An 18470-nucleotide genomic window follows, 5' to 3' on the forward strand; every position below is an offset into this window, starting at 1 on the left:
GGATTGCTTTTCGTATTTTTTGGAGTTATTTTGTTGATGACCCACGAGGTTCACCATAAAAAAGAGTATCAGAAGATTGCAGCATGGTTATTACCCATCTCATGGCTCTTGGCTTTGCGTTCATTTTACGAAGAATATCATCTATTGGATACCTTTTATATGAATGAAGTTGGCCCGGCAGGACATGTAGCTTTAAGTTCACTCATACTGCTTGGAATAAGTTACGTACTTCGGAACTACCGCGCACGGTTATTTTTACCAATGTTTGCGATTGCAATCAGTAGCTATACTCTTAGCCTATTAGCGATTATAACGACAAATGTACTACCTGTCTTACAATCAAGCTTTTTACTAGTTGGGACCATCGTGTATGTGCTCTTAGTTTATCAGACAAAAAATAAGCAATTTTGGTCACTGGTGTCCATTTCAACAGCAGCGCTATTCTTGTCACTGATTGAACCGTTAAAATTATATGAAAATTATAGCACACTCGTTGTTTCGTTATTTTTGGTTCCGGTTATACTCCTAATTATTTATGAATTTGTCGGTCGTAAGATTATTGATCTCAAGCCGTACTTCTTTTGGACTGCACATAGTTTATTAGTGATCATTATTGCGGGAGCCTTAGCTTTTCAAGCATTTTTGAATTATCAGCCACTAGCGTTCTTAATTCCACTTGTCATATATACGTACAGTTTGTTTAAACAAAGAGAAGAATGGGGCAAGAATTTATTTTTGTATAGTGCTTTGACTCAGATTCCAATTCTTGTTTTATTATTAATAAAATACTACACAATCAATTTCGATTATGCCCAAGGGTTAGCCTTTTCTACGATTATGATTGGCGGATTATGGGGGGCAAGTCGAACGGAATGGAAGGCACGAGTTGAACTGTTTCTAATAGCAATTGGAATGGTTTCATTGGTAAGTTTTAGCATCTTACATCAGCTAGATATCATTGATGTAGGAATGCTTGTAGTCATTGCTGCGTTTGTAATTATGCTTTTATTTAGGAGAAAATGGGAGCTTTTAACCATCCTGCCACTGTTTTTCGCAGCACTCTCCTTTTATGGCTATTCCGTTGGACTTGAAAAACCTATGAAAATCGTTGCCTATATTGTAGTTGTAATTATCCTGCATTTGGTTGGCAAATTCAGTCACACCTATTTATTTCTCCAGGAGGACAAAAAGTATCGGATTGATTGGTTTACTATTGTTTCGCCAGTTTTTCTATTTTATATAGATCATGCCATACTCTATAATGATCCTTTATGGCTTAAGCTAATACCTTATCTTTTCTTCGTTTATTTACTTTATATGCAAATTGGTAGAGTGAAAGGGAGGGTATTCAAAAACATTGTCATGACAGCAACGGCGTTATCTGTATTACTGCCATATTACTTAGTTTTAGATCATGTTAATGTCCCAGAGCTTATTGCCATGGAAGCAACGATGCTGCCGTTTATCGTCTTAACGATCTTTTTGAGTAAGAAAGCCTGGAGTGATTATTCAAAAGAAATGAATATCATTCAGGCAATTGTTCTCGTATTGGTAGCTGTCTTTATCGTAGGTGATGCCATCGAAAGTAATACACTCAATGATGCGATTATTGTTGGAGGATTGTCGCTCCTATCAATCATTGCCGGAATGCATTATCGTATCAAATCATATTTCTTTGTCGGTATAGCTGTTTTATTGTTAAATGTCTTTTTACAAACAAAACCATTTTGGGGTAACTTACCATGGTGGATGTACTTAATCATTGGTGGAGCAACACTAATCGGCTTTGCTTCGTTTTATGAGTGGCAAAAGCAACGTCCAACTCGAGAAGGGAAGACGATTTTACAAGAAAAGAAAGAAAAGTTCTTAAGGTCATTTAAAGATTGGAAGTAGACCAATTGCTTAACCTAAAAAGCACAAGGATTGTTTGTTCATTTCCTTGTGTTTTTTAACAGCGATGTAGGAGGGATAGAGTGGAAATTCGAAAGTTAAACCCAAGCGATGCAAAACAGTATGTAAAACTTAGATTAGAAGCTTTACGTATGAATCCTGAAGCATTTGGGTCAAGTTACGAAGAAGAAAAAGATAATCCAATTGAACTGTATGAAGGAAGATTGCGCTCCGAGACGTCGTATCATTTTGGTGCTTTTGTTCATGAGCAACTTATTGGGGTTGTTTCGCTGGTAAAGGAAACAAAGCAAAAATTTAGGCACAGAGCCAACATTTTTGCGATGTACGTTACACCATCTAAGCGTGGGTGTGGAATTGGAAAGGGATTAATGCAAAGAGCGATTGAAACCGCGAAAGATCTAGATGAAGTGGAGCAACTTCATTTGTCCGTCGTCACTACGAATGAATCTGCTAGAAAACTGTATCTTTCTTTAGGTTTTAATGTATATGGATATGACAAACGTGCGCTTAATATAAATAACCTGTACTTTGATGAAGAACATATGGTGAAGTTTTTGTAAGAGAAAGGAGGTAGGTAGTGAGTACAAGTTTATTAGAGTCACATACAGAAATTGATGAGACGTTGGAGCCGAAAAAGGTAAACGTGGTTGGAACGATCTGGGGTATTATAGTAATGGGTATTTTGGCCACAGGCGATAAAATTGGCTGTATTGTTTATAAACAAAAGGGAGAATTACTAAAATGCATAGTAAACAAAAGTACTTTGAGAGTGAGAGAGTATACTTAAGAACTTTTAAAACGAGTGATTTCGAAAAAATCTATCAAGCTCTATTGAATCCGAAGTTTCGAAAGCTAACCGGGACACAAACCTTTTTTTCACAAGAAGCAATCGAAAAGGCATATGAGGGCTTTAAGTCCGACAAGTCGAGATTAGACTTTGTGATTGTGTTAAAAGAAACGAATGAAGCAATTGGCGATTTAGCGTTGAATGAAATTGATTATGTAAATAATAATGGAAACATACGAATTGCTCTTTATCAGGAAGAGCATTATGGAAAAGGACTTGGAACGGAAGCATTAAATCTTATTTTAGAATATGGATTTGAGGTACTAAACTTATATAGAATTAGTCTCAATGTATTTGAATTTAATAAACGAGCGATTAAAGCCTATGAGAAATTAGGTTTGTCAAGGAAGGTGCCATCCGTGCCGAGCTCTTCTATAATGGCACATATTATGATAATTATATTATGGGTGTATTGCGACACGAATATAAGAACCTGAGAAGACAACCTTCGTTGCTCAATAGCAACAAAGTTTACGAATAGGGCCTTTAACAAATTTGGTATATTTTGCATAATTTCCTCTAATTTGTAGAAGCTAAAATTTGAGGTGAATTTAGATTTGAGGCTTTTTTTAACTGTTATATCAATGCTTTTCATGGGCGTTTCGTTTACTACATTTTTTAGCAATGAGGAGACGACTGCTACACTTTCTCCAGAATGTCTAGAGCAAGCAAAAATCAGAGACGAATTATTTAATCAAAATATAATGGCCGACATTATTTCGAGCTTTGATCTAGATATCGATAATTCCTATGATAAATTTACATTAAGAGAAATTGAAGCGGCTCACCTTCTATTTGGAGGAAGGGAAAATGATACATATATACTTTCTCTGACAAAACTTTTTAACGAGATACCAAAAAGTACAAGAGGTACTCCAAGATTATTTGTAAGACCAGAAAATGCTTATTTTCTTTATAAAGAAACAACGAATACGAATGTAATGGTTCGCTTAAAGCTCGAATATGATAGCTGGGTAGTAGTGGAGGAAAAAAAGGTATCAGGTAAGCCAATTGAGCTTGAGCAATTAAAGTGCGAAAAGGATTTTTTGAAAATGAAAAACAACAAAATGGAAACGACTGCAAGCTAGCAGTCGTTTTTTTCTGTTCGATAAAGGGATATGGAGAGGTTTCTAGAATAAATTTAGGTAGAGTTTTGTTAATTTGGAGGGATACATTTTGAAAGCAGTGATCGTAACTAAGTTAGGCTCACCAGAAGTCATGAAGTATACGGAAGTTGAGATGCCGACGTATAGTGCAACAGAAGTGTTAATTGAAGTAAACACAACAAGTGTGAATTTTGCAGATATTAAGTCACGTTATGGGAAAAAAGGTACCGGGAAGTTTCCGTTTATTCCGGGTCTAGACGTTGCAGGCATAGTGGTTGCGGTTGGATCTGAAGTTAAAGAAATAAAAGTAGGTCAAAGAGTGATCGCTTTTCCGTCCACTGGTTCTTACTGTGAGTTTGCCGTTGCCAACGAAAAATTAACGTTTGTCATACCAGAAAATATGAGCTTTGATGTGGCTGCAGCATGTCCAATTGTCTCGTTTCTTTCATACCAGTTACTTGCAATGGTAGCTAAAATTGAAGCAGGGGAGACGGTCCTTGTTCATGCTGCAGCTGGTGGAGTAGGGACGACGGCGATACAATTTGCAAAACTATTAGGTGCGGGGAAGGTTATTGGTACCGTAGGAAGTGAGGAGAAAATTGCTTTTGCCGAAGAGGCAGGTGCTGATCACGTCATTTGTTATGAAAAGGAAGATTTCTCGGTAGCAGTAAACGATCTTACCAATGGTCGTGGAGCAAATGTAATTTTGGACTCAATTGCTGGGCAAGTTTCAAAGAAGAGTATTGAATGCCTTGCTCACTATGGAAGGCTGGTACACTTCGGAAATTCAAGTGGCGAAGTTGGGATGTTCAGAACAATTGACCTTCATTCAAGTTGTAGATCAATACTTGGTTTCAGCTTTGGTACAACGAGGAAAGAACGACCAGAATTGTTGAGAGAAGTATCAAAGCATGTATTTCGTTATTTGGAAGATGAAAGCGTAAAGATCAAAATCGGACACCATTTTCACATTTCCGAAGTAGCAAAAGCACATCAATTAGTAGAACAACGTTTAAGTTGTGGAAAAATTTTATTGCATGTGAAAGAATAATTAGAAGAGGGTGTAGTAGGATGCTAGAGTTTTTAGAAGTGAACAAAGAGATGGAAGCGGATATCGTCGATTTTATAACGAAAGAAACATGGCCTTTCCATGGAGTTGAAAATCCGACGGAACAATCTGTTCGCGAAAAGTTTCAAAGTGGATTGTATACAGAAAAAGGAAATCAATCATTTTGGATAGTAAAAAACGGTGAAAAAATTGGCGTACTTCGATTATTTGATTTGGAGGACCCAACCTGCCTTTTTGACTTACGTTTTAAGGAAAGTGCTCGTGGACAAGGGCTAGGAGCAGAGGCGGTAAAGTGGTTAACAGATTACGTATTTTCGAACTATCCAGCAATGGTAAGAATTGAAGGGCATACAAGGAATGATAATTATGCCATGCGCAAAACGTTATTTCTTAGTAGCTATGTGAAGGAAGCTTATCATCGCAAGGCTTGGCCGCAAAATGGTAGACTATACGATTCAGTTGGTTACGCAATGACGAGAGATGACTGGGAGAGCGGTAAAGTGACTGAGATCGATGATCCATGTAGCTTTTAACCACACACAGCTTGGTTAAGTTGCGTTAAATAACTAGAAAAAAATCAAGATTAAGTATGGAGGGGTAACGGGCTCTTTGGAGAACTATTACATATAAGTACAAAGGAGGAGAAGGCATTGGAATTTTATATGATTTTGGTTGTGTTTTTTATTTTTTTGAGCATTAGTTCAGTCTTAAATATATTACTTAAGATGACAGAAAAAAACATTGGATTGTATCATTATTAATAAGTATAGGTTTATCATTAGCGACGGTTGCGCTATTAGGTAGTTAAGAAGTACTAATTTATTTTTCTAAAATAGGAAACTTTATTAATGTTGAAACGTAGAATCATTGGGAGTATATTAGGGTACTAAACAAAATGGCTGTTTTCGTAGAGTTTGTGGCCTTTAGTTCGTCTTTTGAGAATAAATAAGCTTTTTGGGACAAATTAATTTGTCCCAATGGCTTATTTATTCTCAAAAGCTTCACGCAAAGCGTGAAAAACCAAGCATTCGCTTGGTTACGACCTAAAAGAATTAGCAACAATCTTTTAGAAAATAGCAAAAAATAGCTAGCTACTGCAAATGGCTTAGTAATTGCAAGAAGAAGGGAGAAGAAAATGACGTTAGTATTAAACGGTATTAAAAAGAAGTTTGAGAATGACTATGCTGTTAATGATATATCTCTTCAAGTAGCACGGGGAGAAATGTTTGGGATGCTAGGGGCAAATGGAGCAGGTAAGACTACTTCCTTTCGGATGATTCTCGGGCTACTTGATCCAACAGAAGGATCTGTTACTTGGGATGGAGAACGGATCACTTATAAACGCACTCATTTAGTCGGATATTTACCAGAAGAACGAGGGCTATTTCCGAAACTGACTGTAAAAGAACAGCTAATCTATTTAATGAGATTAAAAGGTATGAATAAGCCTGAGATTATCAAAGAAATGCGCAATTGGCTTGAGCGCTTTCAAGTCCCAGAATATGAAAATAAGAAAGTTGAAGAACTATCCAAAGGGAATCAACAAAAAATTCAATTTATGGCTGCAGTTTTACATAAACCGGAACTACTAATACTAGATGAGCCTTTTAGCGGACTTGACCCTGTCAATTCGGATATGTTAAAGAAAGCGGTGCTTGACCTTCAGCGGGAAGGGACGACAATTGTTTTCTCTAGTCATCAAATGAGAAATGTAGAAGAACTATGTGAAGATCTACTTATGTTAAAAAAGGGGAAACCGGTGCTTCATGGAAGTTTAAGAGAAATTAAACGTTCATACGGTATGAAAAGTATTAGTATCCGTGCTGATTACGACTTAGACTTTCTAAAGGCGGTAAATGGTGTCTTATCATTGGAAAAATCCAAGGACGGCGCAACTGTGAAAGTGGAAAACGAAAAGGTGGCAGAAGATGTTTTTCGAATGATTATGGAAAAAGGTTTTGTTCGGAAGTTTGAAGTCGAAGAGCCTTCTTTACATGACATTTTCATCGATAAAGTTGGGGGTGACGCTGATGAATAATTTCTGGATAACAGTCGCTCATACGGCAGGAAAAAGACTTAAATCAAAAGCCTTTATGTGGTCCACCATTATTATCTGTGTCATAGTAATTGGATTAATGAATATCGAAAACATCGTGAATGTTTTTTCAGGGAACGATGAAAAAGGTGAAAAAACGACTGTTGCAGTTGTAAGTGAAATAGAAAACTCCGAACTTGCAGAAATGCTGATTTCATTTGAAGAAAGTGAATTTGACTATCTGAAGTATACTGATGGAGACACAAATTCAGCTAAAGAAGCAGCAGAAGAGGGGACATTTGATTTTGTACTTGCCTTATCTGGAGACATTTTACACCTAGAAGCCGAACTGTTTGGTGCAGGTACAGATTTTATGTTGGGGCAACATGTTAGAATGGATATTCAACGGATGAAGGAGACTTTAGTTACGAATGAACTTGGATTAAATCAAGAGGAACTAGCCATGATTTACAATCCAATCACATTTCGGGAATTACCTCTTACTGAAAATGGAGAAGTGAAAACAGAGGAAAGCCATATGCAATCTTATTGGATGGTTTATGGTCTTGTATTTGCAATCTATATGATTATTATCTTATTTGGTTCGATGATTGCTACTGAGGTAGCAACAGAAAAATCCTCTAGGGTAATGGAACTTATTGTCTCAAGTGTTAACCCAGTAACACAAATGTTTGGGAAAATCATCGGGATAGGGATTTCAGGATTCGTTAATATTTTGTGTATTGTAGCTGCGGCTATTGTTGGTTATAAGATTAGTGGTGCGGATTACCTCGACACGATGCTTCGTGACGTAATTGACTTGTCTCTGTTAGGGTATGCCATTCTGCTTATTATTTTAGGATATATTTTATACGGTGGAGTAGCAGCAATGCTAGGGGCTCTAGTAAGTCGCGCAGAAGAAGTGAACCAAGCGCTACAGCCATTAATTTTTCTGGCGATGATCGCATTTTTCATCTCAATGTTTGGCCTTAATGTACCAGAGGCAACCTTCATAAAGGTACTATCTTATATACCTTTCTTTACGCCACAGTTGTTATTCCTTCGAATGGGAATGACTACGGTACCAACTTGGGAGATTTTTGTCATTCTTAGTATTCTCATTGTTAGTGCCTTTTGATTAATGTATTGGCTGCACGCATCTATAAAGGCGGAGTGCTCATGTATGGAACGTTTTCACTTAAAGGCAGTATTAAGCAGGCCCTAAGATTAGGTAAAAAGAAATTTAATAGACATTTGTTCTTAGTTCCCCAGAATTACTTTAGGGGACTATTTTTTTAGCCCGTCATCATTATTGAAGCATGGGTCATTGTTTTTAGGTCGTCTTTTGAGAAGAAATAAGCCGGTGGGACAAATAAATTGGTCCCACCGGCTTATTTTTTTCTCAAAAGCTTCACGCACAGCGTGAATCACCAAGCATTCGCTTGGTGATTACCTAAAAGCTAGTAGCAAAAGTCTTTTAGAAAAGAGCGTTTCAAAAAAAAAATTAACAACTATTGCCACATGTACCTAATTAGAATAAAATCTAATTAGATACATGTAAAAGTAGTGTAATGTAAATTCAAAAACATATTTAATATAATTGAAGGGGGAAATCAATTGAACAGTGTTAATGATTATTTCACTAAAATTTTATCCATGGAAGATGACCTTAAACTCGTCCAAGACTTATGTGAAAGATGTACAGATTATTATGAGCATTGTGAACAAAGACCAACACCTAGTACAGCAGCTGAAGATATATTTACGGAATTCCCCCCCGGGAAAACACTTGAAGATAAATATGTAATTGGGATTTTAATAAAGAAAATAAATTAGTCGGATTAATAGAAGGAGTAAAAAATTACCCTGATGGTTCCTGGTTTATGGGGCTTATGTTTATCGATCCTTTTTATCGAAATACCGGTTTAGGTGAAACCATATTTACTAACTTTAAAGATTGGGTACAAAATTCAAATTTGAAAGAGATACAATTAGGAGTTTTAATTGAAAATAAAAAAGCATTCAAGTTTTGGAAAAAGCTCGGTTTTCAAGAGTTTAAAAGAATAGAAAATTATCAAATTGGCGATAACGAGACAACAGTTATCGCGATGAAGTTGGAATTAATTTAATTCTATGAAACTGAAATCGCAGAAAAAAATCGTTAGAAATAGAAAAGGCTAACGGTGAAAATAAAAGTTAGCCTTCAATTTTTTCAATTTTCCGCAGTTTCTCCATTGAAAAAATTCCTACTATCGGCCCGATGCTAAGAAAAGCAAATACCCACTCCCAGCCAACTATCGCTTGAAGAAAAGGTAGTGCCTGGATTGTGATAATTGTAATGGCAAAACCGATACACATTTGAAACGTTAACGCAGTTCCTACATATTCTACCTCAGCAAATTCGGAAACCGCTGCAGAAAATTGTGCTGAATCGGCAATTACAAAAATCCCCCAAATGAATGCAACCAAAAGAGTTAGCCAAACCATTTTTCCGAATGTAAAGCCAATCAAAAGCGCACACAAACTGCTACCTACTAGGGCAATCATTGTTAGTTGGGCTCTGCCAATTTTATCAGCGACAAAACCGCCAACAACTGAACCAATCGCCCCGGCGACACCAATCGCGATAAATGCAGCCAGTGCACTATACCAAGGGGATATTTCTGGGGAGTTTACTAAAAAACTTGCAGTAAGAAAAGCAGGTAACCATGTCCACATCGCATAAAGCTCCCACATATGTCCGAAATAACCGTAGTTTGCTAGCATGACTGGTTTATTCTTTACGACTTTCCTAAGCAGCATAAATGAAAAGATCGTTTTCTTTGCAGTAGTTGGTGCGTCTGTAACAAAATAATGCATAATCGTTGCTGCAAAAATGGCTAAACAAGAGCTTATCATAATAATGAATTTCCAACTTACTGTTTCTAAAAAAACGATAATAAAATGAGGTAATGCAGATCCAAGCGTTAGTGCAGCTATTAATATACCAATTGCTAAACCTCGATTTTTCGGGAACCATTGAGCGAGTATTTTCACAGCGATAGGATAAATGCCAGCAAGTGTAAAACCTGTTAATAGTCGTAGTGAAATACCTATAAAGGCTGATCCAGAAAATAGAATGAGTAAATTAAAAAAGGCACCAGAAAGAGCAGAAACGACAAAGATTTTTCTTGGGTTAAATCGATCAGCAATCCCAAAATAGGAGCTAACCAACGCACCGACGATAAAACCTAATGGTACAGATGAAGAAACGAAAGCTTCGGTAGAATTTGATAACCCCCAGATTACCTTAAGTTCTGGGAGAATGACAGATGCACTGAACCATATTGATAGGGCAAATAATTGACTTAATGAAATCCAAAATAAAGCTTTCCAACGTCCTTGTTTCACAGTCATCCACCTCTCGCTACCATCATATCAAAATCGAGAAACAATTGTCTTCATTCTAAAAAATAGTGCCAAAAAACTGAAGGAATATGTGCTAAAATAAGTATGGGCAATTTTACCAAATTGATTTTTTTATGTATATTGTGATATATGGAGGGGTGCTAATGGGAAAACGAATAGTCATTATCACTGGTGCAAATTCTGGAATAGGAAAAGCAGCAGCCATTAAGTTTGCAAAAGAAGGTTATCGTGTCATCATGGCTTGTCGCAATATTGAAAGAAGTAAAAACGCTCAGGAGGAGATTATTGCGGTCTCTAATAGTGGTCACGTTGAGTTGATGGAGCTTGATGTTTCTTCGTTTACCTCTATTCGTCATTTTTGTTCAGATTTCAAAAATAATTATGAAAAGCTAGACATCTTAATTCATAATGCGGCTTATTTTAACCATGGCGAGAAAACTATCAATTTAGTGATGACCAGATTGAATTAACCTTTGCAACCAATACTTTTGGACCGTTCTTAATGACACAGTTGCTCGTTGATCATCTAGCTAAATCAGAGGACCCAAGAATTTTGAACGCCTGTACGACAAATATCCGATATTTCTTTGATCCAAAACGAAAAATTGAGTTTGATAACCTGCAAGGTGAATTGAAACATACAAAGCCCTATAGTGTTTACGTTAATTATGGTAACTCGAAAATGGCCTTGTTAATGTTAACATTTAAAATGGCAGAAGAGTTAAAGGATGTTGGGATAAAGGTGAATGCAGTACAAATTCCGGCAATTAAGATTTCTAAAGATACGTTGAAAAAATTAACACCAATGTATCGAATGATTGCTACCGTACAAACCTTTTTCAGTGATTCGCAAGAGTCAATGGGAGATACGTATTTTCATATAACGACATCAGAAGAATTTAAAGATGTGACTGGAAAACTTATTAATGATAAACGAGAAATTGTTCGTCGTTCTCATTATGGATCGGGTGTTGGTGACGTGATAAAACAATTCCGTGACCAAGGTGTTTATCCTAGGTATGCTGATAGTCAGGAGATTATCGAGCAAGTCTGGGAGTTGAGCAAAAAATTAACAGCTAGTGAGATCATACTTTCTTAACTGACGCTTAGGACATTCTGAGCGTTTTTCTTAGGTTAATAAATGAAATCTTACCAAGACGAATCCTCCAAAAAAATTTCAAAGCCATTTGGATAAACTTGAAAATCTACAACATAGAGTAATGTTTCAATCAAAATAGGTATAATATCTCCTTTTGGAAAAATACTATAAATTGCTTTATTAATTTTATAAATTGTAAAGTGAGAGTGAGAAATGTGGAAAATAAAACCAAAGTCATTTTATATGAGAGTTTGATGTTTATCTTGGTAGCATTCTCTATTGTTTTTATTTGGCTAGAAAATGACATCGTCATCCTATTAGATAAAGTTATCTGGTTTATCTTTGTATTTGATTTTTCATTTCGCTTATATAAAAGTGAGAGTAAGTGGGGCTACATAAAAAGTAATCCATTTGATTTAATTGCTATTGTTCCTTTTGATGCAATTTTTAGGCTAGCGAGACTTGCAAGACTGTTTCGGATCATTCGGTTATTTTCGATCGGTATCCATTACCTCAAACCTTTTTATGGAATATTGAAAACGAATGGTTTGGATAAGATTATCGCTGTTACCTTTTGTTTGATATTTATCTTATCAATTCCTATTCAGTTTTTAGAGCCAAATATTAATACTTATCAAGATGCATTGTGGTGGAGTATTGTGACAAGTACAACTGTTGGTTATGGTGATATTTCCCCACAAACAATTGGTGGGAGAATAATTGCGGTCCTTTTAATGATCTTTGGGATCGGCTTAATCGGGATGATTACAGGATCAATTGCTACATATTTTATAAAAGGTGATGAGGAAAATAATAAGATTGTTTTTTTGAAAAATGAACTAAGCAGAATCAATGAATTAACAAATAGTGATATTGATGTTTTAATTAAAACATTAGAAAGTTTTAAACATAGAGAAAGTGAGCAGGTACGATGAGTAACAAGGAAATCCTTGTTGCAGGCATGGTTATCTTTGTTCTTACTTTTGGCCTTGTCATATTTGAGGAAAAATTGAATGACAGTCAAATGGTTAAGCAATTTATTCTAATGAACAATCATGAAGAAATTATCAACGTCGAAAAGATTATCTTAAAAACAGTGGGAAAACAAAATATTATGTTGAAACAATCAATGATAATTATGAAGTGATTTATAAAAGAAACATTCTATTTTTATTTGGCAATATAGAAGAAATTAGAAGTACTAAACACAAGATATAGTTAACGGCATGTCACAATTGGACATGCCGTTTTTTTTATATTTGACGTACAAACGCATAAGATGTTTTTTTGTATTCCATCTTTTCTTCGTAAAATCGGTGGGCATTTTTACGTTGAAGTCCTGAGGATAGTGCGACCGAATGACAGCCTTCATCATTCGCTAATTGATGAATAAAGGATAAAAGCTCTTCACCGTACCCTTTTGACCGTTCTGTTTCTTTAGTAACCAAATCATACACATAGATGTGCTTCAAGTTATAGAAGTTTACTAATTGTGCAATTCCCGCTAAGGCTACGATCGTTTCATTTACATACAAGGCAAACATTCGGTACCCTTTAGGAACCATGGCATTAAGCAATTGGAGATAGTCTTCTTCTGAAAGATGCGTTCGTAATTCGTGCATCACGGGATAGGCTTCTAACCATTGTTGTTCAGATGTTAATTGTTTTACAATCATCATTTATTCCTCCTCAAGCGTTGTATATATTCTAATTTACCGCTATATCGTTTCAGAAGAAAGGATAATTTTATCATGAGTTATAAATGGAACATTATGTTAAACTAGTACTAGTAAATAGGTAAAGGGGAGAAATGATGTCTAACACTACTTTAAATAATTATAAGAAAACGATTGAGTATTTGTTGACTTTAAAAGGAGTGCCTCAAGAAACATTACTTATTCCAATACATGCAGACAAATGGTCTGTTAGAGAAATCATTGGCCATCTTTTCTACTGGGATAAGTTTATTTTAGAGCAAATGGTGCCAAAGATTTGTAAGGAGGCGAAACTCCCACCATTTCCTGATCATGATGAATACAATACAAAAGCGATAAATTACATAACGAAATTTCAAACAACTAGTGACTTAATTGATGAATTTGCTTCAACAAGAGAGACATTATGTAATAAAATTGCTTCTGTCTCACCTGAGTTTAAATTTACAATTGGAAAAGGGAAAAGACAGTTTACTACTGACAGCTTCTTAAAAATGTTTGTAAAACATGATGTTCACCACTTGAAACAAATTCAAGAATTTTTGAAGGGATAATCCTTATGGAAATCTTACTTGAGAGATTAACAGAGAATAATGCTGAGAAATTGTTTCAATTTGAGCAGGAAAATCGCGTGTTTTTTGAAACGATGGTCCCAAGTCGGGGTGATGAGTATTATCTTTACGAAACATTTCTTAATAGACATCATGAAATACTAGAAGAGCAAAAAATCGGGAGTTGCCAATTTTATTTAATAATGGACTGCACAGGTTTGATACTAGGTAGAGTGAATCTAGTAGGTATCGACCGTGAAAATGTTTCTGCCCATATAGGTTACCGTGTTGGGGAACGGTATTTAGGGAAAGGTGTGGCAAAACAGGCAGTAGCAAAAATGCTAGAAGAAGCCAAGAACCAGCAGCTACGAACAATTTATGCAAAAACAACGAGTAACAATCTTGCCTCGCAAAAAGTATTGAAAAAAAACTCTTTTCAACTCATTTCGAAAGATCAAAAAGAAGTAGAGTTTAATGGGGAAATGATCCAATTTTTCCATTACCAATGGAAGTAATGGGAAAGCAGTACAAGTGGTTTTTTAGCCAGTTGTACTGCTTTTTTTAGATACGCTTTAACATTGTTGGGCGTAGCGTAAGGGGTATGCCGATCTTGTGGCAGACAGTTACATAGTGCATTAAGGTTAGTAAAACAACACCGGTGTTCATGCCAATAATAATTCCATGCATTTGCAAGCTTGCCATTGAGCCTAGATAATACATTAGCAAGAAGGAGATAAATGTTGACCAGACGGCGTGCATTAAGGCATCCTTAACAAGTCCTAACCCGATTAAGTACGCTTGAAGTGGAATGACAAAGTAATGAAATAAAAAGTATGGAACCAACAGCTGTAAATAAACGACAGCAGGAGAATTTTTAAAAAATAGTCCTGTTAACGGTTCTGCAAAAAAGTAAAAAATGAAGGCTGCAGGTAGGCCGTATCCGAACGTGAGCTTCATTACTTTTACAAGCAGCTGTTGCAGCTTTTGATAATCATTTTTCGCATAAGCTTCAGCAACGGTTGGGATTAAAACGATTAATAACGAATGGGCAATAAATGCCGGGAAAAAACCAATTGAAAACGCGACGCCAGCCAGTTTTCCAAATTGAGCAGTGGCCATAGCCTCTGTAAGTCCAGCATTTACAAGGGCTGCTTTAATTAAAAATGGCTTTATGGCAAATGTAACTGAATGAAATATTCGTACGCCCGTCATCGGAAGTGAAACAGCCAACAGTCCATTTCTAACAGTTTTTCCATCAAGGGAAGCATGATCATCATATTTCTCAGATTTTAATTGAATAAAGAACATTGTTGCCATATAAGCAAATACTACAAATTCACTTGCAATTAAAGTACATAAAGCAACCAAGAGAGCAAGCTCGTGCTCAAATTCAAATAGTTGGTAGACGATAACAAGTAACAGTAATTGCATCGCTCTTCGTAAAAAATTCGAAATGGCGATTTTCCCCATCTGTTGTGAACCCATAAAATAGCCTCGAAATACTGAAGAAAAGGATATAATTGGGATTAGAATATAAACGAGTAATCGCACGTATGGATGATACTGATCAAAGACAGAAATATGTGGAACGAGAATTAACGAAGCTACTAAGAAAATGATGGCTATGATCGTCGCGATCCCTAATGCTTGAAGTAACATACTGCGATGAAATCGTTTTTCCTTTTCTGCGACAAACTTTGAAATAGAAATAGGAAGCTCCATACTTGCTAGTACTGCGATTAACATAACGGTTGGTAGGATGGACATATATAATCCTAATCCTTTTTCGCCAAGCTCTCTGGCTAAGACGATATTGATCACTAATTCAAGACTTTCTCCTATAAAAGCAGCAATTGCTAGTAATATAACTCCTCTGAAAAACAACTTCATACGACCGTCTCCTAACAAAACCAAAAGTTTACTTAAAGAGTATGAGACAAGTCTCGAGAATATGTGTGCTTGTAATATATTACCCTTATGAATGAAAATTCAAATTGTTAGCTTATATTTTCAGTATTCGTCCTTGGTATAATTATGAAATTGATATTGAACCTCTTTACCACCCTTTTTTGTGGCAACTGGTAACGGGCCATATGAAGTTACGTACACCTTTACTAAGGAAAAAGCGACTTTGTCATTATTAAGATGAAAGCATTCTCTTTGTAGGAATGCTTATTTTTTTCTGTTTAAATGGGATTAAATGGTATAATATAACTCTAAAAACAAAAGAGTTCTTGGTATTGATAACTATAGAAAGGGAACGAACGAGTATGAAGAAGACGTTAATGATCCTTGTGATACTTTATTTGTTTTGGTCATTTTTATTTCCAACTAGCTGGACGGAAGGGATCGCTGTAACTTAGGCATGAAATCTCATCATTTTGAACATAAATTTTCGGTATTATTTACGATTAGCTTTCTTATCTGGTCACTAGTGTTATTTCTAAAAATCACTTACAAAACATGGGCGAAAAAGAATTTCTAGTCATACCTTTTCTTCTGAAGTTGACCAACATTCTGTGTGTTAACAATTACTTTACAAGAAAACCATACCCGATTTCCTTTAGTTGGTAAAAAGTGAAACTTCTTCATGAAGTGATCGTAAATAGAAATAACAAATTACTGAATTGGAGGAGTTAACTATGAAACAAAAAGGGTGTATTAAATGCGGTGGAACTGAGGCAGCAACAAAGAAATTGCTACGACAGGAACTGGGCTATCTAAAATGTTCGACATTCAACATAATAAATTCCTAGTTGTTTATTGTAAAAATTGTGGGTATTCGGAGTTATATAATAAACAAGCGTCTACGGCTTCAAATGTTATTGATTTCTTTTTTGGAGGATAAAACAGTTGGATCTCTTCGATCGAAGAGATCTTTTCATTATAGGAGGTATGTTGGTGGAAACGGAATTACTAAAAGTGTTTGATGACAATCGCAATGTGATAGGAGAAGCCTCGCGAAAAGATGTTCATCATAAAGGTTATTGGCATGAAACATTTCATTGTTGGCTAACGAAAAAAGAAGCCGGAATTGATTATATTTATTTTCAACTTCGTAGTGAACAAAAGAAAGATTATCCGAACCTTTTAGACATAACAGCAGCAGGTCATTTACTAGCACATGAAACTGTTGTCGATGGTATTAGGGAAGTAAAGGAAGAACTAGGTATAAATATTTCCTTTGATAATCTGATTCCATTAGGTGTTATTGCCTATAGTATGAGAACTGAAGCAATTGTTGATAACGAACTAGCAAATGTATTTTTACTGAAATATAAAGGTAGTTTCAAAGAGTTTCACTTGCAAAAAGAAGAAGTATCGGGAGTTTTCAGGGCAAGGTTTTCAGAATTCAGTGATTTGATTTTTGGTAAAATAGAAGAAATTGTAGTTGAAGGTTTTATGATTGGTAAACAACCTAGCATAGTTAAGGAAGATGTTGGCATGTATCGTTTTGTGCCTCATCAGAAAGAGTTTTACCAAGAAATCATTAGATTAATTGAAAAAGAATTGTAGTGTTTCTTTGAAAGATAAGAATGTATAACCGTTTTGAGTAGTTATTGTCTAGCTCCAGCGCCCAGCCCCTCGAGGTCAAATAACCTGCCAGTTAAAAAGTGAAAAGGCCCACTTTTTACTGTCAGAACATTTGCTTGTCGCTGCTCCTGCGATTACTCGTCGCAAAGCAGAGAAGTACCCCGAGGAAGTTACTTGGCTACCCAAAGAAAAAGCACACTGCGCTTTTTCCCAGGGCGCTTGCACTTTTCTTGAAAAGTATGAGGTGATCGCAGTGGCGGAATTAAAAAGATTAAATCCAATTGAAGCGGCTGAAAAATTTATTGTGAAGTATTTTCCACAATGTGATGGAGCAATTTTAGCCGGTAGTGTCGTGAAGGGTGATTGGACGCCTACTTCAGACCTTGATATTATTATCTTTGATAAAAAACAACCTACCGCCTACCGGGAGTCGCTAGTCGAATTTGGGTGGGCGATCGAAGTATTTGTACATAATTTTCGTTCATATCAAAGTTTTTTTATAACTGATTGTGAGCGAGCAAGGCCATCATTACCGAGAATGGTTTTAGAAGGTATTAGTTTGAGAAACAACGCGATCGTAAAAAAAGCAAAAGCAGAGGCGAAAGCGCTCTTAGAAAAGGGACCAGAAAAATGGTCCCATCAGACACTAAAAACGAAACAATACTTTATCACAGATGCATTAGAGGATTTTATCGGTGTATCAAATAGAGCCGAGGAAGTTATGATTGCCAACACATTAGTTGAGTTAGCCAGTGAATTTGTATTAAGGACAAATGGTCGCTGGATAGGTGCTTCGAAATGGTTGATTCGTGAATTAAATCATTATGATGAACGATTTGCTAAGCGCTTTTTTGAAGCATTTGATGACTTTTACCGAACAGGAACCAAAGAAAAAGTTATTGAATTAGTTGACGAAGTCTTAGAACCCTATGGGGGGAGATTTTTTGCGGGCTACTCATTAGGGAAGTCACAAAAGTAGGATTGGTTTTCAAGCATTTTCTTTTTGAATTATCGAAAAGTACGCTTTGCGTGAAGCTTTTGAGAATAAATAAGCGGACAAAGAAATTTGTACCAAAAGCTTATTTTTTCTCAAAAGACGACCTAAAAGCAACAAAGTTTACGATAACAGAATAATATTAATTAATGAAGCTATTGGCCCCTGGGACCTTGATATATTACTAGATAATTTAAACGA

Annotated in this window: 22 protein-coding genes and 1 pseudogene; 20 read left to right on the plus strand and 3 right to left on the minus strand. The window is 36.0% G+C overall.

The features are described 5' to 3' along the window. Nucleotides 1-36: 36 nt before the first annotated feature. The 11 genes from H1D32_RS11615 to H1D32_RS11665 all read left to right on the plus strand — a co-directional run bounded on the left by H1D32_RS11615 (nucleotide 37) and on the right by H1D32_RS11665 (nucleotide 9097). Nucleotides 37-1893: an SCO7613 C-terminal domain-containing membrane protein gene (locus H1D32_RS11615; protein ID WP_396126181.1), complete on the plus strand. Its 1857-nt coding sequence runs from the start codon at nucleotides 37-39 to the stop codon at nucleotides 1891-1893. Nucleotides 1894-1973: 80 nt separating this feature from the next. Next, nucleotides 1974-2471 (plus strand): GNAT family N-acetyltransferase, encoded by a 498-nt coding sequence (locus H1D32_RS11620; RefSeq protein ID WP_261178456.1) that lies wholly within the window; start codon nucleotides 1974-1976, stop codon nucleotides 2469-2471. Between the two features lie 17 nt (nucleotides 2472-2488). Continuing rightward, a complete protein-coding gene (locus H1D32_RS11625; RefSeq protein ID WP_261178457.1) occupies nucleotides 2489-2698 on the plus strand; it encodes a hypothetical protein in 210 nt (69 codons plus the stop codon). Further along, on the plus strand, nucleotides 2653-3195 hold the full coding sequence (locus H1D32_RS11630) for a GNAT family N-acetyltransferase (protein WP_261178458.1): 543 nt from the start codon (nucleotides 2653-2655) through the stop codon (nucleotides 3193-3195). Before H1D32_RS11625 ends, H1D32_RS11630 begins: the two co-directional genes overlap by 46 nt. Nucleotides 3196-3315: 120 nt before the next feature. Beyond that, nucleotides 3316-3846 carry a hypothetical protein gene (locus H1D32_RS11635; protein WP_261178459.1) on the plus strand — a complete coding sequence of 177 codons (531 nt, stop codon included), beginning with the start codon at nucleotides 3316-3318 and terminating at the stop codon, nucleotides 3844-3846. Nucleotides 3847-3934: 88 nt separating this feature from the next. Further along, the gene (locus H1D32_RS11640; protein WP_261178460.1) at nucleotides 3935-4915 is read left to right on the plus strand and encodes a quinone oxidoreductase family protein; all 981 of its coding nucleotides are present in this window, start codon (nucleotides 3935-3937) and stop codon (nucleotides 4913-4915) included. 20 nt (nucleotides 4916-4935) lie between these two features. Then, the gene (locus tag H1D32_RS11645) at nucleotides 4936-5466 is read left to right on the plus strand and encodes a GNAT family N-acetyltransferase (RefSeq protein WP_261178462.1); all 531 of its coding nucleotides are present in this window, start codon (nucleotides 4936-4938) and stop codon (nucleotides 5464-5466) included. 602 nt (nucleotides 5467-6068) lie between these two features. After that, nucleotides 6069-6971: an ABC transporter ATP-binding protein gene (locus H1D32_RS11650; RefSeq protein ID WP_261178463.1), complete on the plus strand. Its 903-nt coding sequence runs from the start codon at nucleotides 6069-6071 to the stop codon at nucleotides 6969-6971. Beyond that, nucleotides 6964-8106 carry an ABC transporter permease gene (locus H1D32_RS11655; RefSeq protein WP_261178464.1) on the plus strand — a complete coding sequence of 381 codons (1143 nt, stop codon included), beginning with the start codon at nucleotides 6964-6966 and terminating at the stop codon, nucleotides 8104-8106. Before H1D32_RS11650 ends, H1D32_RS11655 begins: the two co-directional genes overlap by 8 nt. Nucleotides 8107-8585: 479 nt before the next feature. Then, nucleotides 8586-8804 carry a hypothetical protein gene (locus H1D32_RS11660; RefSeq protein ID WP_261178465.1) on the plus strand — a complete coding sequence of 73 codons (219 nt, stop codon included), beginning with the start codon at nucleotides 8586-8588 and terminating at the stop codon, nucleotides 8802-8804. Nucleotides 8805-8812: 8 nt separating this feature from the next. Then, on the plus strand, nucleotides 8813-9097 hold the full coding sequence (locus H1D32_RS11665) for a GNAT family N-acetyltransferase (RefSeq protein WP_261178628.1): 285 nt from the start codon (nucleotides 8813-8815) through the stop codon (nucleotides 9095-9097). Between the two features lie 67 nt (nucleotides 9098-9164). Here the strand turns inward: H1D32_RS11665 and H1D32_RS11670 are convergent, their stop codons facing one another. Then, entirely contained in the window at nucleotides 9165-10358 is a 1194-nt protein-coding gene (locus H1D32_RS11670; protein ID WP_261178466.1) for an MFS transporter, read from the minus strand. Between the two features lie 161 nt (nucleotides 10359-10519). Here H1D32_RS11670 and H1D32_RS11675 point away from each other — a divergent pair, with 161 nt between their 5' ends. The 4 genes from H1D32_RS11675 to H1D32_RS11690 all read left to right on the plus strand — a co-directional run bounded on the left by H1D32_RS11675 (nucleotide 10520) and on the right by H1D32_RS11690 (nucleotide 12622). After that, complete coding sequence (locus H1D32_RS11675; protein ID WP_261178467.1) at nucleotides 10520-10846, plus strand: SDR family NAD(P)-dependent oxidoreductase; 327 nt, start codon at nucleotides 10520-10522, stop codon at nucleotides 10844-10846. A gap of 32 nt (nucleotides 10847-10878) precedes the next feature. Beyond that, nucleotides 10879-11475: a Rossmann-fold NAD(P)-binding domain-containing protein gene (locus H1D32_RS11680; RefSeq protein ID WP_261178468.1), complete on the plus strand. Its 597-nt coding sequence runs from the start codon at nucleotides 10879-10881 to the stop codon at nucleotides 11473-11475. Between the two features lie 215 nt (nucleotides 11476-11690). Continuing rightward, nucleotides 11691-12410, plus strand: coding sequence for a potassium channel family protein (locus tag H1D32_RS11685; protein ID WP_261178469.1), 720 nt, complete (start codon nucleotides 11691-11693; stop codon nucleotides 12408-12410). Continuing rightward, on the plus strand, nucleotides 12407-12622 hold the full coding sequence (locus tag H1D32_RS11690) for a hypothetical protein (protein ID WP_261178470.1): 216 nt from the start codon (nucleotides 12407-12409) through the stop codon (nucleotides 12620-12622). Before H1D32_RS11685 ends, H1D32_RS11690 begins: the two co-directional genes overlap by 4 nt. 106 nt (nucleotides 12623-12728) lie before the next feature. Here H1D32_RS11690 and H1D32_RS11695 read toward each other — a convergent pair whose 3' ends face one another. Further along, on the minus strand, nucleotides 12729-13154 hold the full coding sequence (locus tag H1D32_RS11695; RefSeq protein WP_261178471.1) for a GNAT family N-acetyltransferase: 426 nt from the start codon (nucleotides 13152-13154) through the stop codon (nucleotides 12729-12731). A gap of 134 nt (nucleotides 13155-13288) precedes the next feature. Between H1D32_RS11695 and H1D32_RS11700 the strand changes: the two genes are divergently transcribed. Together H1D32_RS11700 and H1D32_RS11705 are read left to right on the plus strand one after the other, a co-directional pair. Beyond that, nucleotides 13289-13744 (plus strand): DinB family protein, encoded by a 456-nt coding sequence (locus tag H1D32_RS11700; RefSeq protein WP_261178472.1) that lies wholly within the window; start codon nucleotides 13289-13291, stop codon nucleotides 13742-13744. A 5-nt stretch (nucleotides 13745-13749) separates the two neighbouring features. Beyond that, nucleotides 13750-14256, plus strand: a complete 507-nt coding sequence (locus H1D32_RS11705; protein ID WP_261178473.1) for a GNAT family N-acetyltransferase — start codon at nucleotides 13750-13752, stop codon at nucleotides 14254-14256. 46 nt (nucleotides 14257-14302) lie between these two features. On the opposite strand, the gene H1D32_RS11710 is transcribed toward H1D32_RS11705, so the two are convergent. Next, complete coding sequence (locus H1D32_RS11710; protein WP_261178474.1) at nucleotides 14303-15631, minus strand: polysaccharide biosynthesis protein; 1329 nt, start codon at nucleotides 15629-15631, stop codon at nucleotides 14303-14305. Between the two features lie 752 nt (nucleotides 15632-16383). On the opposite strand from H1D32_RS11710, the pseudogene H1D32_RS11715 reads away from it, so the two are divergent. The 3 genes and pseudogenes from H1D32_RS11715 to H1D32_RS11725 all read left to right on the plus strand — a co-directional run bounded on the left by H1D32_RS11715 (nucleotide 16384) and on the right by H1D32_RS11725 (nucleotide 18254). Beyond that, nucleotides 16384-16589, plus strand: a pseudogene (locus H1D32_RS11715) (zinc ribbon domain-containing protein). A gap of 47 nt (nucleotides 16590-16636) precedes the next feature. Further along, complete coding sequence (locus tag H1D32_RS11720) at nucleotides 16637-17257, plus strand: NUDIX hydrolase (protein WP_314733405.1); 621 nt, start codon at nucleotides 16637-16639, stop codon at nucleotides 17255-17257. A gap of 271 nt (nucleotides 17258-17528) precedes the next feature. Next, entirely contained in the window at nucleotides 17529-18254 is a 726-nt protein-coding gene (locus H1D32_RS11725) for a nucleotidyltransferase domain-containing protein (protein ID WP_261178476.1), read from the plus strand. The last annotated feature ends 216 nt before the right edge of the window (nucleotides 18255-18470 follow it).

This window comes from Anaerobacillus sp. CMMVII (assembly GCF_025377685.1).
Taxonomy (GTDB): Bacteria; Bacillota; Bacilli; order Bacillales; family Anaerobacillaceae; genus Anaerobacillus.